This is a genomic window from Thermococcus marinus (assembly GCF_055389025.1).
On record NZ_AP042417.1, the window covers coordinates 1456555 to 1471449 of the forward strand.

A 14895-nucleotide genomic window follows, 5' to 3' on the forward strand; every position below is an offset into this window, starting at 1 on the left:
TCACGTTTTTATACCTTTATTTCCTATTCTAAGTGGTGATTTTTGTGGAGCGGAAGCAACTGAGGTGCCCCCTCTGCGGTGGGACGGACTTTGACTTTGAGGAAGGAAAGCTCGACAGCAAGTGGGGCTTCACGGCCCACAAGGTGAAGATAGCCATCTGCAGGAACTGCGGGTACGTAATGATGTTCTACAAGGGCAGGACGATATGGGACTTCGACTGAAGAGCCCAAACAAATTCAAAGAGAAAACTCAGAGCGTCCCCTGGAGCCAGCCTGCGAGCATCATGCTCGTCCCTTTCTCAATTTCTCCCTTCAGGTTCTTCTTCAACACAAATGCCCTGACTTTTCCAAGGGGCTCGTTGCTGAGGAGAAGTACGTAGCCGTCCCCGCAGGGCGTCGAGACCTCCCGGAAATCAAGCACGTGGGCGGTCATCACGTAGTCGTCAATGAACGCGCCCTGAATGCTGATGCTCGCCGGGAGGAGTATCTCGGCCTCGTTGAGGTCAATGACGACATCTTCCCCCGTCGGGAGCTTTGCGGTCTCCCTTTTGAGCTCTTCGGCGGTTCCGGTGTAGGCCAGGAAGGCCAGCTTTACGTCGAGCTTTTCGGAGTTGACGTATGCCTCTTTTCTCTCGATGTAGTCTGCCGCGTAAAACGCAACCGCAGGGGAGTGCTCGTTCACCACTGCCCCAGAAACGTCGGCCTCAGGCCACTTCTTCCACTCCAGGACTTCTTCCACCTGGAACCTCACCCCGACCCCTTCAAGAACCGGAAAGGCCGTTACCGGCTCCATGTCGCGCTTTACCACCCGGATAACGAGTCCCTCCGCCAGGGGAACGTCCACTACCTCGTAGGAGAGAGCCTGCCCGCCGAACAGCTTTTTCTTCTCGAACTTAACGGCTCTCTGCGGGTACTTTCCGATGACCGCGTCGTTAATGAGCTCCAGGCCGCGCCTCTGGGACAGGCAGACTGTATCAAGGTGGCTCCCATGGTGAATTCCATTTATGAATTTTAATCTCTTATTCCTGCCCAGAACCATTGAGTCCCACCGCGGTTAGTATAAAAGGGGATTTAAAAACCTACCGCCTCCTCACGAGCTCGACCACAGCCTCAACGTGCGGTGTGTGCGGGAACATATCAACCAGAACTGCAACCCCTATCCTGTAAGCCCTCCCCAGGTAGTTCTCGTAGTCGAGTTTGAAGGCTTTAGGATTGCAGGAGACGTAAATGACCCTCTCAACCCTGCTCTTTACAAGCAACTCCGCCGCCTCCTTCAGACCCCTCCGCGGCGGGTCAACTATCACAGTGTCGTAGTCTCCGATTGGGGTTTCTTCGGCCCTCCCAACGTGGAATTTGGCGTTTACGCCGTTCAGCTCGGCGTTTCCCTTGGCCATCTCGACGGCAGAGGGGTTTATTTCGACTCCTTCAACATCAAAGCCCCTTCTGGCAAGCCAGACACCGAACGTTCCGACTCCCGAGTAGAGGTCGAGGACTCTCCCGCCCTCGGTAAAGCCTTCAACGGCCTTTAGGAGCAGTCCGAGGGCGTAGCTGTTCGTCTGGAAGAAGCTGTTAGGGTGGATTAAATACCTCACGTCGCCTATTTTCTCAGTTATAAGGGGCTTTCCCCCGACCAGTTCAGGCTCTCCGTGAGGGTTGTCTCTTTCATCGCTCTTAATGCTCCAGTATAGCGAATCGGCGAAAGAGAAGTAGTCCTTAAATGCCTCAGCGACTTCCTTAGAAGGCCTTGTATGGGCGATGAGGTTCACCATGACCTCTCCCGTGAACTTGCCCTCCCGTATCTGGAGGTAGTGGAAGTCACCGCTCCTCTTCCGCAGGTTCAAGGGCTTCAGTCCGGTCTCGGCCAGAAAATCCCGGAGCGAGCGGAGGTATTCGGGTGTCCTATTAGAGAAGACGGGGCACTCCCTAACACTGACCACGCCGAGGGGATTTCCGTATTCCTTGAGGCCTACTCCCGCCGTGGTCACGATGAAGTTGCTGACGTTCCTGAAGCCCCAGATTTTGGGCGAACCTTTGACCGGCGCGCTTATCCCCGTTATCCGCTCGAAGAGCTCCGCCTTAAGCCCCAGCTGTTCCTTGTATTTCATTCCCTGCCAGAGACAGCCGCCGCACCTCCCGAAGTGTGGGCACCTCGGGGCCTGCCTCAGGGACGAGGGCTCGATCAGCTTGAAGTCCCTCGCAATTAGCCGCCCAAAGCGCCTCCTCTTTGAGCTAACACTGACGAAATCGCCGGGGTAAGCGAAGGGGACGTGTATCTCCCTGCCCCCGCCGAGAAGGACTCCAAGGCCGTCGTCGCTGAGCGTCTCTATCCTGCCTGAAAGCATGGCCGGTGTTTACTGAGGGCTCTTAAGAACCCTTCGGTGCCTGATGGACAACTCTGAACGTGTGGACATATGTGGTAAGGTTTATATTCCCGTCGTTCAAAGCACAACCGAGGTGTCCACCATGAGCTACCGTGAATACCGCGACAAGGTTCTGAACTTTATTGAGGACCACGAGCACTGGAGGAAGCACACGATAAACCTGATAGCGAGCGAAAACGTGACTTCTCCGAGTGTCACCCGCGCCGTTGCGAGCGGCTTTATGCACAAGTACGCCGAGGGCTGGCCGAAGCAGCGCTACTACCAGGGCTGTAAGTACGTTGACGAGGTCGAGCTCATCGGTGTCGAGCTCTTCGTCAAGCTCTTCGGAAGCGACTTCGCCGACCTGAGGCCGATTTCCGGAACCAACGCCAACCAGGCGGTCTTCTTCGGCCTCACCCAGCCGGGTGACAAGGCGATAGTTCTCCACACCAGCCACGGCGGCCACATAAGCCACATGCCCTTCGGTGCCGCCGGAATGCGCGGCCTTGAGGTCCACACCTGGCCCTTCGACAACGAGGAGTTCAACATCGACGTTGACAAGGCCGAGAAGCTCATCCGCGAGATCGAGCCCAAGATAGTTGTCTTCGGCGGTTCGCTCTTCCCGTTCCCGCACCCGGTCAAGGAGCTCGCCCCGGTCGCCAAGGAGGTCGGCGCTTACGTCATGTACGACGGTGCCCACGTCCTCGGACTCATCGCCGGAAAGCAGTTCCAGGACCCGCTCCGCGAGGGCGCCGACATAATCACCGCCTCGACCCACAAGACCTTCCCCGGACCTCAGGGCGGTGTCATAATCTACAAGCGCTTCGGCGAGACCGAGGAGATAGCCAAGCTCCAGTGGGCCATCTTCCCCGGTGTGCTTAGCAACCACCACCTCCACCACATGGCCGGAAAGGTCATCACCGCGGCGGAGATGCTTGAGTACGGTGAGAAGTATGCGGCCCAGGTCGTCAAGAACGCCAAGGCCCTTGCCGAGGCCCTTGCCGAGGAGGGCTTCAAGGTCATCGGCGAGGACAAGGGCTACACCGAGAGCCACCAGGTCATAGTTGATGTCAGCGACCTTCACCCAGCTGCTGGAGGCTGGGCCGCACCGCTCCTCGAAGAGGCCGGCATAATCCTCAACAAGAACCTCCTGCCGTGGGACCCGCTTGAGAAGGTCAACGAGCCGAGCGGTCTCAGAATAGGCGTCCAGGAGATGACCCGCGTTGGAATGTTCGAGGACGACATGAAGGAGATTGCTCACTTCATCAAGCGCGTTCTCATCGACAAGGAGGACCCGGCCAAGGTCAGGCGCGACGTCTACGGCTTCCGCGCCGAGTTCCAGAAGGTCTACTACTCCTTCGACCACGGCCTCCCGCTCAGGGAGTGATTTCTTTTCTCCCTTTCACTGCAATCCCGTTTGAAGCGTTGGGAAAGGTTAAACGGATTTTTGCGCACTCTTATCTGGTGGTGTGGCGTGAGGAAGATTATTCCCGTTCTGCTGATAATCCTGCTGGTCCCCGCCGGGTATTACATCGCTTCATACTGGGGAGGCTCATCCAACGGCTCCTCCGACGGGGAGAACATCGCCCACGCTCCCACCGGAGGCTGCCCGATAATCGAGAACTCCACACTGGAGTGTCGGCCGATGAACGACTTCATGAAGCTCGACAAGACCGTCTACTCCCCCACAGATACGATGGTCATTACAATAACCAACAACGGAAACGCCAACTTCACGACGGGCTACGCCTTCAAGCTCTACCGGCTGGAGAACGAGACGTGGAAGGAGGTTCCCGTTAATCTGGCTTTCATTGAGGTCGCGGTCGTAATCGAGCCCGGGAGGAGCTGGGAACAGAAGGTGAACCTGACCCACCTCAACCTCGAGCCGGGGCATTACAAAATAGAGAAAATCCTAGTGGTTACCGACCCCGTGAACAAGATGAGCCTGGGGATTGAAGTGTGGGCTGAGTTCGAGGTGAGAGGGGAAGACAGATGAATCGGAAACTGATTTGTGTCATTGGCATCATTCTCATTATCTCGGCCGTTGTTTGTCTTGAAAGATCGGGGGAGAGCACTTCCCCAGAAAATACTGGAGTCTCTCAGACTTCCGCCCTCATGGTTCTCGATAGAGAAGTTTACCACGCCGGCGAGACCGCCACCCTCACGATAATCAACAATGGGAGCGAGACCCTTCTTGTCGGCGTGGCTTACAGGCTCTACCGGCTTGAGGGTGGGAAGTGGAGGGAAATCCCTCTGGGCCTCACATTCACAATGATCGGTTATATGATACCGCCCGGCGGCAACTGGAGCCAGAGGATACGGCTGGCCACCAAAGGAGAAAGCACCGTAGGGACTCTGGAACCCTTGCCTCCGGGGAAGTACCGTATAGAAAAAACCGTCCTCATCTACAGAGAGGGTTTCAGAACCGGGAACTATGAAATAACGCTCTCGGCCGAGTTTGAGGTAGTTGAATGATGTTGAAGGCCGAAACTGGGCTGATACTGCTCATTCCACAGAGACGCAAGCCCATAAAGAGAATCTGCGGCTTGCCCCCCGATTGCAGGAACCCGGTATGGAGTTTAAGATAACCGGCTGGGCTTGGCAAAACTTTTTATTCTCCTCCCACATACCGACCCCTCGGCTAAAGGGGGTGAGGCTCATGAAGTTCTGTCCGAAGTGCGGTAACATCATGCTTCCAGATAGAAAGAAGAAGGTCTGGGTCTGCCGTGTCTGTGGCTACGAGGAGCCTTTTGATGAGGCCAAGGACAGGGAGAGGACGAAGATTACACAGAAGGTTGAGCACAAGCCCGACGAGGACATAGTCGTCATCGAGCAGGACGTCAAGACCCTCCCGACCACTAAGATTACCTGTCCGAAGTGCGGCAACGACACCGCCTACTGGTGGGAGATGCAGACGAGGGCCGGAGATGAGCCGAGCACTATATTCTACAAGTGCACCAAGTGTGGGTACACATGGAGGGCCTACGAGTGAACGAGCTTGAGCACGAGACCCTCAGAAGGCTCGCAGAGAAGGCCCTGAAAGAGCTTGAGGAAGCCTACCGCAGGATTCCTGATACCGAGAATGGAAAAGCTTATTTATTCCGCGGGAAAGAAAGGGTTAGGCTCATGCTTAAAATACTGGAGGGATGAAGATGCCGTTCGAAGTGATTTTTGATGGTGCCAAGGAGTTTGCGGACCTTATCGCCACGGCGAGCAACCTGATAGACGAGGCGGCTTTTAAGTTCACCGAGGAAGGCATAAGCATGCGCGCGATGGACCCGAGCAGGGTCGTTCTCATTGACCTCAACCTCCCGGAGAGCATATTCTCCAAGTACGAGGTCGAGGAGCCCGAAACCGTTGGAATCAACATGGACCAGTTCAAGAAGATACTCAAGCGCGGAAAGGCCAAGGACACGCTCATCCTCAGGAAGGGCGACGAGAACTTCCTCGAAATAACCTTTGAGGGCACCGCGAAGAGAACCTTCCGCCTTCCGCTCATAGACGTCGAGGAGCTTGAGCTTGAGCTCCCGGAGCTCCCGTTCACAGCCAAGGTCGTCCTCCTCGGAGAAGTCCTCAAGGAGGCCGTTAAGGACGCCTCCCTCGTCAGCGACGCCATCAAGTTCATCGCGAGGGAGAACGAGTTCATAATGAAGGCGGAGGGCGAGACCAACGAGGTCGAGATTAAGCTCACCCTTGAGGACGAGGGCCTGCTCGACCTCGAAGTCGAGGAGGAGACCAAGAGCGCCTACGGAATCAGCTACCTCAGCGACATGATAAAGGGCATCGGAAAGGCCGATGAGGTTGTCCTCCGCTTCGGCAACGAGATGCCCCTCCAGATGGAGTACATGATTAGGGACGAAGGAAGGCTCGTCTTCCTCCTCGCACCGCGCGTCGAGGAGTGATTTTCCCCTTCTTTTTCTATGAGGTGGTCCCATGGACATCGTCAAGCTCAGGGAACTGCTGGAGGCAGAGCTTTCGAGCATCGAGCTCACGGAGCTGGACGACGACTTCTACAAGGAGTTTGACAGCCTGATTAAGGCCCTCAAGCTGAGCGCCGAGAGCTCCCGTGAGAGGGGCGAAAGCGTTGAGGAGAGGCTTTATCTCGCCCAGCTCAAGATAGCCGAGAGGCTCATGCGTGAGATAATCAAAATCAGGCTCCACAAGATAGTTGACCTCGCGGTTGAGGGAGTCCCCGGCGAGCTCACCAGTGAGGAGAAGAAAATTTTCGCGGTTCTTAGGGCGTTTATCGAGCGCGAGGAGCTACCTGAAGTCGGGGAAGAATTTGGTTCTGAGGAGTTTGAAGTCATCCAACAGGAGGAAGAGGAATACCCCCGGCGGGAAGCCCCAAGAGCCGCCTACATCATCACCACAGAGCTGCCAACGATTCTAGGGCCGGACCTGAGAGAATACGGGCCGTTTAAGGCGTGGGACATGGCGGTTCTGCCAGAGGAGATTGGGAAGGTTCTCGTTGAGAGAGAGGTCGCGTTTAAGGTAAAAATCTCACCGTGATAACCATGCCGTTCTCCGTCTGCATGCGCGACTGCTACGACACCTGCGCAATGGTAAGTGAACTTAGGGACGGAAGGCTCAAAGTAAGGGGCAATCCGGAACACCCGATAACGGCCGGTTTCCTCTGCCCAAAGGGTGCGCTTCTGCCAAAATGGTTCCACTCGGAGAGCAGGCTCAAAAAACCGCTCATTAGAACGGGCGAGAGGGGAAGTGGAGAATTCAGGGAGGCAAGCTGGGAAGAGGCAATTAACCTCGTCGCCAAGAAACTGAGGGAGACCATTGAGGAATACGGGAGTGAGAGCGTTCTGGTTTACCAGTACGCCGGTGATAGAGGAGTTGTGAACTACGCGTTTCCACTTAGGCTCTTCCACTACCTCAACACCGCTATGCTCGACTACGGCGTCTGCGACAGGGCTGGGCAGGAGGCGTTAAAGGACGTCTACGGCACAGCGGTTGGCCTCGATCCTGAGGAGCTGAAAAACCAAAAGCTGCTCGTTTACTGGGGCATAAACGCCTTCTGGACGAACCTCCACGGCTTCGCCCTCGCCAGAATGCACAACCTCGAAATCTGGACGGTTGACGTCGTGAGAACCGAAACGGCCAAGAGAAGCGACAGGTTCTTTCAGATTAGACCCGATACCGATGTCCTTTTAGCCCTCGGAGTTGCTAAAGTCATTATCGAAGAAGAGCTTTACGATAAAGATTTCGTCCGCGAGAACGTTTATGGTTTTGAAGAATTCAAGAATTATGTAAAAACATTATCGCTTCATTATGTGAGTAGCGAAACGGGCTTGAGCGTTGGGGAGATAGAGACCTTCGCCTGCGAATTTGCGGAAAAGAAGGGCGTAATCCACATCGGCTACGGCTTCCAGCGCTCCCTTGCAGGAGGTGAGGCTGTCAGGGCGATAGCAATCCTCCCCACTCTCGTCGGCCACAGCTTCGGCTTCATTTACGACATGAAAACGATAGACAAGAGCTACGCCGAAGGTGCATTCCTACGGACGAAGCCGGCCAGAAGAGTTCCCCAGGTAAAGCTCACCGAGTACATCGAGCGGGGCGAGATAAAGTTCCTTTACATCTACAACTCCAACCCGCTCGCGAGCCTTCCTAACCAGAACAGACTGAGGAGAGCTTTGAAAGAAAGCGACGTCTTCGTCGTTACGCACGACATCTTTCTGACTGACACTGCCCTCTACTCAGACGTCGTCCTTCCGGCGAACACCTTTTTCGAGCGCCTCGACATAGCGGAGGGCTACTACCACCGCTACGTGGCCCTAAATGAGCCGGTTGCAAGGCTTTACGGGAAGAGCAACAGCGAGGTCACGCGCCTTCTGGCAAAGGCACTCGGCATCGAAAACCCATACCTCTATGAGAGCGACGAGGAGGTAATCCGGAAGATTCTTGAACTCAATGGCCTGAGCTTTGAGGAGCTAAAGGCCAAAGGCTTCGTGAAAGTTCCCGAAAAGCCCAGGACGTGGGAGACGCCGAGTGGGAGGATTGAGTTCTTCTCGCGGAGGGCCGTTGAGAGGGGGCTGAGCCCGTTCCCGAAGTACAGGAAGTTCGGGGGCAAATACCCGCTCCGCCTGCTAACGCCAACCCACAGAATGACGATAACGAGCCAGTACCACAACACCCACGGCATGATTGACCCCAAGCTCTACATCAACCCGACCGACGCTAACGAGAGGGGAATCAAGGACGGCGAGGCCGTTGAGGTCTTCAACGAGTACGGCAGGGTAAGAACGAAGGCCAAGCTCAGTGAGGACGTCCCACGGGGAGTCGTCCTCCTGTACAAGGCCTTCTGGCCGTCCCTGCTCGGCTGGAACGCCAACGTCCTGACGACGGACGAGACCGTAGAAAAATACGGCAACGCCTCTGCTTATCACTCAACTTGGGTTGATGTGAGGAGAGTTTGAGGCAAAAATAGCCTTTTCTTTCAAGCTTTTTGACGATTCTTTTCTGGTTGATCCTTCATTCTGACAACAAACTGTGCAAACTTTTGCATGTCTGCCCAGTGACACCTTAAACTATCTTGAAATTCGACAAAGATAATAGCGCTGAGCGAACCGAAAGGCTTATATATTCGAACCATTCAAGTTTATAGTGAAGACGACACACAAAAAGAAGAGGTGATGGAAGATGGTCGTCATAGGAGAAAAGTTCCCAGAGGTTGAGGTCAAGACCACCCACGGAGTGATAAAGCTCCCGGACTACTTCGCCGAGCAGGGCAAGTGGTTCGTTCTCTTCAGCCACCCGGCAGACTTCACCCCGGTCTGTACGACCGAGTTCTACGCCATGCAGAAGCGCGCTGAGGAGTTCAGGAAGCTCGGCGTCGAGCCGATAGGGCTGAGCATTGACCAGGTCTTCAGCCACCTCAAGTGGATGGAGTGGATAAAGGAGAACCTCGGCGAGGAGATAACCTTCCCGGTCATAGCCGACGACCGCGGTGAGCTCGCCGAGAAGCTCGGCATGATCCCGAGCGGTTCAACCCAGACCGCGAGAGCCGTCTTCGTCGTTGACGACAAGGGCGTCATCCGCGCGATAGTCTACTACCCGGCCGAGGTCGGCAGGGACTGGGACGAGATACTCAGGCTCGTCAAGGCCCTCAAGGTCAGCGACGAGAAGGGAGTCGCCCTCCCGCACAAGTGGCCCAACAACGAGCTCATCGGCGACCGCGCCATAGTCCCGCCAGCCGGAACCGTCGAGCAGATCAAAGAGCGCGAGGAAGCCAAGGCCAAGGGCGAGATCGAGTGCTACGACTGGTGGTTCTGCCACAAGAAGCTCGACTGAGCTTCTTCCAGTTCTCTATTCTTCTCTAAACCTCTCAAAAATCAGCTCGTCCACGAAGCCGTAGCCTGGAACGTGGTGGTGCTTTTTCAGCCTGCCAACCAGCTTGAAGCCGTTCTTTTCGAGAACCTTTATTGATGCCGTGTTAGGCTCGTAGACCCTTGCGTAGACCTTTCTCAGGTTGAGCCACTGGAAAGCGTATTCAAGGGCGAGCTTCACGGCCTCACTCCCGTACCCGTGTCCCCAGTGCTCTTTCCCGATAAAGTAGCCAAGCTCCGCGTTGCCGTCGCGGTGGTCTATCCTGTGTAGGCCAATAAAACCAACGAGGGAAGAAGTTGAGTTCTCGACTATAGAGAAGACCTTATCGCGCTCTTTTGCTTTTCTTATCCTTTCATACCACTCCATCTCGTCCTCAAAGAAGAAGACTTCCTCCGGAGCAGTCAAAAAGAGCCTCACATTCCTGTCGTTGAACCAGAGCCATGCCTTTCTGATGTCCTCCCTAACCGGAACGGCGAGGGACACAAGCTTACCTTTGAGAACGACCGGCCTCATAGGGTGCACCTTAACTTTATTAAGCGGTTATGAATATTTAAATTCGATGGAGAGGGAAAAGCTGATTAAAACCGTCGAGGCAATACTCAGGAGTGCGGGCTACAAAACCGCCCGTCTTGAATTTAGGGGCTCATGCTTTGACCTGGTCGCAAGCCGGTTAGTGGTTCTTCTGTTCATCAAGGTAGTCTCAAATATAGATACCGTAACGGAGGAGCAGGTAGAGGACCTGAAAAGGCTCGCGAAGTTCTTCAACGCCTCCCCGCTCATAGTCGGCGTCCGCTCGAAGAACGCGGAGCTTGAAGAGGGTGTCGTCTACGAGCGCTTTGGGGTGTACGCCCTTAGGCCTGAGACCCTGTACGACGTTCTGGCCAACAACGAGCTTCCAGCAATCTTCGCCGAGCGCGGCGGGTTCTACGTTAGGGTGAACGGCGAGCTCCTCCGCGAGCTCAGAGAGAGGCACGGCTATTCCGTGAACGAACTGGCCCAGCTTTTGGGGGTTTCGAGGAAGACCGTCCTCAACTACGAGCGCGGGGAGCAGGCGGTGTCCCTTGAGGTGGCAATCCGGCTCGAAGAGCTCTTTGATGAGGCCCTAGCGGAGCCCATTGACGTCCTAAACACGCGCGTTGAGGCCAAGCTTGACGTTAAACCCGAGAGCCCGCTTGAAAAGGAAGTCTTTGAGAGGCTGAAGCGCCTGGGGTTTGGCCTCGTGAAGGTGAAGAAGGCCCCGTTCAACGCCGTGTCAAAGGGTGACGAGTTCAGAATCCTGACCGGTCTCGACGAGAGGAAGACCCGCTCAACCGTAAAGAGGGCGGAGATGGTGGCGGAGGTCGGGAGGATAATCAACTCCGATGGAGTCTTCATACTTGAGAAAACGAAGACCGAAGTCGTCAAGGAAGTCCCCCTGATTCCGAAAGAAAGCCTTGAAGAAGTGAGGGACGCTGACGAGCTCATCGAGATGATTGAAGAACTCAAAAAGGAGATAAAGGCGAAGCTATTCAGCTGAAGAGCACCTCTTTCCAGCCCTCGCGGAGCTTGTCAACGTACTTCTCCGGTGAGGCTATGAGGACGGCCCACCTGGGGGTCTGGCGCCTCTTGAGGGCGTTTGCTAGAGGAGTGACCTTCGACAGCGGCTGAACCTCACCGTTCTCGAGGAGCACCTTTATACCGGTCTCCTTAAGCCTCGGCTCGCTGACCATGAGGTCTGCTATGCTGAACTCGAGGATTACCTCACCCTCACTCGCGCCAACGGCCTCGGCCAGGGCCCTTTCGAGCTCCTGCCTCTTCTTGACGTTTCTGTAAGCAGAGAGGAGCTCCCGCTTCTCGTCCGGGCCGAGCTCCTCGGCGCTCGCGAGAACCGCGGCCTTGTAGAGCTTCCTGTAAAGGACGCGCCTCGTGAGCTCCGAGGAGAGGCCCTCAAGGTCCTCAAGCTCAACGAGGACGCGGCAGTCTGTCATCTTCCAGAAGTCCCACAGGTGGCCCTCCTCAAGGGCGAACTCCAAAGCCCTTGTGAGCATGCCCTCAGCAATCTTCACAGTATGGTGGAAGTAAACTCTGGAGTACATGAGCGAGCGAGCGACGAGCATTCCCTCAACAGCTTCGACGCCCTTCTCATCAACCACCAGCTCCCCGTTGTGGATTTCTAGGACTTTGAGGAGCCTTTCGAGGTCTATTATTCCATAGGCAACGCCGGTGTAGTAGGCGTCCCTGATGAGGTAGTCGAGCTGGTCAACGTCCACTCCCCCGTGGAGCATCTGGCCGAGGTAGGGCTTCTCCGCCTTTCCAAGTAGGAGGTCAGCAACTTCCCTAGGGTCTATTCCGTGCTTTTCCAGGATTTCAGGTATCCTGCCCCCGTCCTCGTCGCCGGTGATGTTTATCTTGCCCATGATGATGTCCTGGCCGAGGCGCATGTGGTCGTGCTCCTTGACGTAGTGGCGGTAGATTCCCTCGAAAGTGTGGCTCAATGGACCGTGGCCGATGTCGTGGAGCAGAGCCCCAACCTGGAGGAGAAGGCTCTCGTCCTCGCTCAGCCCGACCTCACTCGCGAGCCTCTTTGCCAGGTGCCATGTTCCAAGCGAGTGCTCGAAGCGGGAGTGGTTTGCGCCGGGGTAGACCAGATACGCCAGGCCGAGCTGTCTTATGTGCCTGAGCCTCTGGAACTCCGGCGTTTTGACGAGTTCGAGGATTGGGCCCGCAACTTTCATGCTCCCATGTACTCCGTCGTGGATAATCTTCGCGTCCTTCATTTTACCTCACCGGCTGAAAATTTGAGAGTGGCCTTAAATAACTTTTCGGCATTATGACAAAGGATAGGGTTATAAATGATATACCTCAACCAACAATGCCCCCGCGCGAGGACCCCGGGGAGAATGAACCGGGGGGCGATGCGGGGGCGACAGCCCGGCCTCAGCGAGGTCCCCGCGGGAGGGCCTTCCGCGTCCCGGAGCGCAATGACCGCGGGAAACCCAGGCCGGGCACACTTCTCGCCCGCCTGGGTTAACCCGCCCAAGCCCGCCGTCTGGCACCGATGAGGGCGGGCGTTACGGGCGGGCGACACACTACATCTCAATCCTAAGCTTCAATGCAACGTTCCGCCCGGTTACATTTTTCTGTATGTAACCCGGGGAATAGAAAGAGTTATTAGTTCTAACGTGTAGTTAATAATGCCATGACTGCGAGTGGTCTTATCGAGCCTCCCGAACGAGATGTTAAAGAAATTATTCCATGGCTTAAGGATAATCCAGTCCATGATGTATTAGAGCAAAGAAGGCGCGAGGCCATGGAAATCATCATAGATATTGCACAAAAAGAATTGAGCATCATTGGTGAACTTCCAGAGGACGTTAAGGAAATTATAAAAGTCCCAGAAGGTAAACTCCTGAGCGAGGACTTTTAGCGATTCTCAGTACAGGGTCACCCAGACCTCTTCCCCTTCGAGGTACCCCTCACTGTCCTCAGGGATTTCTATGTACCCGTTGCTCTCCACTAGTGAGCTTATTATCCCGCTGCCCTTCTTCTTGATGGGCCTCGCTTCCCCGTTCTCGTACCACACTTTCACAAACTCGTACCTTCCGAGCTGGCTTGAGACGCGCTCGGTTAGTCTCGCCCGAACCCTGACCTCGTAGTTTCTGGCCCCAACGAGCTTTGCCAGGGCGTGCTTGACGTAGAGGTGGAACTGTGTAAAGACCGCCACCGGATAGCCGCTCATTATGAAGACCCTCTCGCCGTAGCCTATAGGCCTTCCCGGCTTTATCGTCGTGCCGTGGAAGAGCACCTTGACGAAGCGGTGTGCGAAGTCCCTGTCGCCGAAGGCAGAACCGCCGGTAACGAGAACGAGATCGTTCTCGGCTTTCGCCTTTTCAATTGCTTCCCCTACCGCCTTTTCATCGTCGGGGATAACGCCGTAAAAGACCGGCTCGCCGAAGTACTGCCTAACCAGGCCGGTAAGCATAACCGAGTTGCTCTCAAGTATTTTGCCCCCCTTTAACGCCTCCTCGTCAAACTCCTCGATTAGCTCGTCGCCGGTGATGATTACCCCAACGCGGGGCTTCCTCTTGACTTTAATGGTCTTGAAGCCGAGGCTCTTGAGCAGGGCCAAGTCCTGGGGCCTCAAAACCTGGCCTTTCTTAAGAACGACTTCGCCCTTCTTCACATCCTCCCCAGCGAACGCGACGTTCTGTCCCGGGGCGACCGGCCTGAGAACCCTTATGATGTCTCCTTCGCGCTCTGCCATCTCCTGCATCAAAACTGCGTTCGCTCCCTCGGGCATCTTTGCCCCGGTCATCAGCTTCACTGCCGTGCCCGGCTCGACCTTTGCCCTGCTCTCCTCACCTGCGGTAATCTCGTCTATGACCTTCAGCCCAACGGGACTGTACTCCCTCGCCTGGAAAGTGTCCTCTGCGCGGAGGGCATAGCCGTCAACGGCGGAGCGGTCGAAGGGCGGGTTGTCTATGGGGGAAACCACGTCCTCGGCCAGAACCCGTCCGAGGGCCTCGCTCAGATGGAGCTCCTCGGTCTCTTTTATCTCGCTCAGGTCGTCTAAGAGGAGCTTCAGCGCCTTCCTGTAGGGCGTGAGAGTCTTGAACTCCCTCATCTCACTCCCTCCCGTGCTTGAGGACATGGCCCGCCTCTTTGAGGATTATCTTGATTCCGGTCTTTGCCGCCCCAGGACTGCCGGGCAGGCAGAAGACGGCCATGGCCCTGCCGGAGCTCCTGATTATTCCAGCAGTTGCCCTCGTCATAACTGCCGCTGTGCCTATCTCCTCGTAGCTGAGGAGCCTGAATATCTCGCCAAAGCCCGTCAGCTCCTTGTCGAAAAGCGGCCTGATGCTCTCTATCGTGACGTCCCTGCTCGCTATCCCGGTTCCTCCGGAGGTAACTACAACCTCGGCCCCCTTCTCAAAGGCCTCGACGACCGCCCCGATTATCGCCATCTTCTCGTCGGGGACAACTTTGTAAAGAACCCGCTCGTGCCTGGCCTTTTCAAGTTCTTCCAAAAGAAACTTTCCGCTTTCGTCTTCCTTCTCTCCCCTGCTCGCGGTGTCGCTGACAGTTATGACCGCGAACTTAAACTTCTTCGGGGCCTTTTTCTTGTGCTCCTCAGCTCCCATACTACCACCCGAGTAAGCTCGTTCCTTGAACTTAATAACCTTTCAGCAAACGGAAGCGTTTAACTGCGCAAGCGTTATATT

Annotated in this window: 18 protein-coding genes; 12 read left to right on the plus strand and 6 right to left on the minus strand. The window is 55.6% G+C overall.

The annotated features are described in order from the left end of the window. The first annotated feature begins 44 nt into the window (after window positions 1-44). Window positions 45-221 (plus strand): hypothetical protein, encoded by a 177-nt coding sequence (locus ACZ5ER_RS08095; protein ID WP_169741391.1) that lies wholly within the window; start codon window positions 45-47, stop codon window positions 219-221. Between the two features lie 28 nt (window positions 222-249). On the opposite strand, the gene ACZ5ER_RS08100 is transcribed toward ACZ5ER_RS08095, so the two are convergent. Both ACZ5ER_RS08100 and rlmD read right to left on the minus strand, forming a co-directional pair. Then, the gene (locus tag ACZ5ER_RS08100) at window positions 250-1038 is read right to left on the minus strand and encodes a hypothetical protein (protein ID WP_050003439.1); all 789 of its coding nucleotides are present in this window, start codon (window positions 1036-1038) and stop codon (window positions 250-252) included. Window positions 1039-1078: 40 nt separating this feature from the next. Then, entirely contained in the window at window positions 1079-2341 is a 1263-nt protein-coding gene (gene rlmD, locus ACZ5ER_RS08105; RefSeq protein ID WP_464934195.1) for a 23S rRNA (uracil(1939)-C(5))-methyltransferase RlmD, read from the minus strand. 121 nt (window positions 2342-2462) lie between these two features. Here rlmD and glyA point away from each other — a divergent pair, with 121 nt between their 5' ends. From glyA to ACZ5ER_RS08150, 9 genes are all read left to right on the plus strand, one after another. Continuing rightward, complete coding sequence (glyA, locus tag ACZ5ER_RS08110; protein WP_464934196.1) at window positions 2463-3746, plus strand: serine hydroxymethyltransferase; 1284 nt, start codon at window positions 2463-2465, stop codon at window positions 3744-3746. 87 nt (window positions 3747-3833) lie between these two features. Then, complete coding sequence (locus tag ACZ5ER_RS08115; protein WP_464934197.1) at window positions 3834-4355, plus strand: immunoglobulin-like domain-containing protein; 522 nt, start codon at window positions 3834-3836, stop codon at window positions 4353-4355. Continuing rightward, entirely contained in the window at window positions 4352-4834 is a 483-nt protein-coding gene (locus ACZ5ER_RS08120; protein WP_464934198.1) for an immunoglobulin-like domain-containing protein, read from the plus strand. The genes ACZ5ER_RS08115 and ACZ5ER_RS08120 overlap by 4 nt, the downstream gene beginning before the upstream one ends. A gap of 184 nt (window positions 4835-5018) precedes the next feature. Further along, the gene (locus tag ACZ5ER_RS08125) at window positions 5019-5351 is read left to right on the plus strand and encodes a transcription factor S (protein WP_464934199.1); all 333 of its coding nucleotides are present in this window, start codon (window positions 5019-5021) and stop codon (window positions 5349-5351) included. After that, complete coding sequence (locus ACZ5ER_RS08130) at window positions 5348-5509, plus strand: hypothetical protein (protein WP_464934200.1); 162 nt, start codon at window positions 5348-5350, stop codon at window positions 5507-5509. Before ACZ5ER_RS08125 ends, ACZ5ER_RS08130 begins: the two co-directional genes overlap by 4 nt. Before the next feature lie 2 nt (window positions 5510-5511). Further along, on the plus strand, window positions 5512-6261 hold the full coding sequence (locus ACZ5ER_RS08135; RefSeq protein ID WP_464934201.1) for a DNA polymerase sliding clamp: 750 nt from the start codon (window positions 5512-5514) through the stop codon (window positions 6259-6261). Window positions 6262-6292: 31 nt separating this feature from the next. Next, window positions 6293-6868, plus strand: coding sequence for a DNA replication complex subunit Gins51 (locus ACZ5ER_RS08140; RefSeq protein ID WP_464934202.1), 576 nt, complete (start codon window positions 6293-6295; stop codon window positions 6866-6868). Window positions 6869-6873: 5 nt separating this feature from the next. Then, window positions 6874-8784 (plus strand): molybdopterin-dependent oxidoreductase, encoded by a 1911-nt coding sequence (locus ACZ5ER_RS08145; protein WP_050003447.1) that lies wholly within the window; start codon window positions 6874-6876, stop codon window positions 8782-8784. Between the two features lie 223 nt (window positions 8785-9007). Next, entirely contained in the window at window positions 9008-9658 is a 651-nt protein-coding gene (locus tag ACZ5ER_RS08150) for a peroxiredoxin (RefSeq protein WP_050003448.1), read from the plus strand. Between the two features lie 15 nt (window positions 9659-9673). Here ACZ5ER_RS08150 and ACZ5ER_RS08155 read toward each other — a convergent pair whose 3' ends face one another. After that, window positions 9674-10207: a GNAT family N-acetyltransferase gene (locus ACZ5ER_RS08155; RefSeq protein ID WP_050003449.1), complete on the minus strand. Its 534-nt coding sequence runs from the start codon at window positions 10205-10207 to the stop codon at window positions 9674-9676. Window positions 10208-10253: 46 nt separating this feature from the next. On the opposite strand from ACZ5ER_RS08155, the gene ACZ5ER_RS08160 reads away from it, so the two are divergent. Beyond that, window positions 10254-11210 carry a transcriptional regulator gene (locus ACZ5ER_RS08160; protein WP_050003450.1) on the plus strand — a complete coding sequence of 319 codons (957 nt, stop codon included), beginning with the start codon at window positions 10254-10256 and terminating at the stop codon, window positions 11208-11210. On the opposite strand, the gene ACZ5ER_RS08165 is transcribed toward ACZ5ER_RS08160, so the two are convergent. Further along, window positions 11203-12450, minus strand: coding sequence for an HD domain-containing protein (locus tag ACZ5ER_RS08165; RefSeq protein WP_464934203.1), 1248 nt, complete (start codon window positions 12448-12450; stop codon window positions 11203-11205). The two genes, ACZ5ER_RS08160 and ACZ5ER_RS08165, sit on opposite strands and share 8 nt — an antisense overlap. A gap of 422 nt (window positions 12451-12872) precedes the next feature. Here ACZ5ER_RS08165 and ACZ5ER_RS08170 point away from each other — a divergent pair, with 422 nt between their 5' ends. Next, window positions 12873-13100, plus strand: coding sequence for a hypothetical protein (locus ACZ5ER_RS08170; RefSeq protein WP_050003452.1), 228 nt, complete (start codon window positions 12873-12875; stop codon window positions 13098-13100). 6 nt (window positions 13101-13106) lie between these two features. On the opposite strand, the gene ACZ5ER_RS08175 is transcribed toward ACZ5ER_RS08170, so the two are convergent. After that, on the minus strand, window positions 13107-14297 hold the full coding sequence (locus ACZ5ER_RS08175; protein ID WP_050003453.1) for a molybdopterin molybdotransferase MoeA: 1191 nt from the start codon (window positions 14295-14297) through the stop codon (window positions 13107-13109). A gap of 1 nt (window position 14298) precedes the next feature. Then, complete coding sequence (locus tag ACZ5ER_RS08180) at window positions 14299-14814, minus strand: MogA/MoaB family molybdenum cofactor biosynthesis protein (protein ID WP_050003454.1); 516 nt, start codon at window positions 14812-14814, stop codon at window positions 14299-14301. Window positions 14815-14895 lie beyond the last annotated feature (81 nt).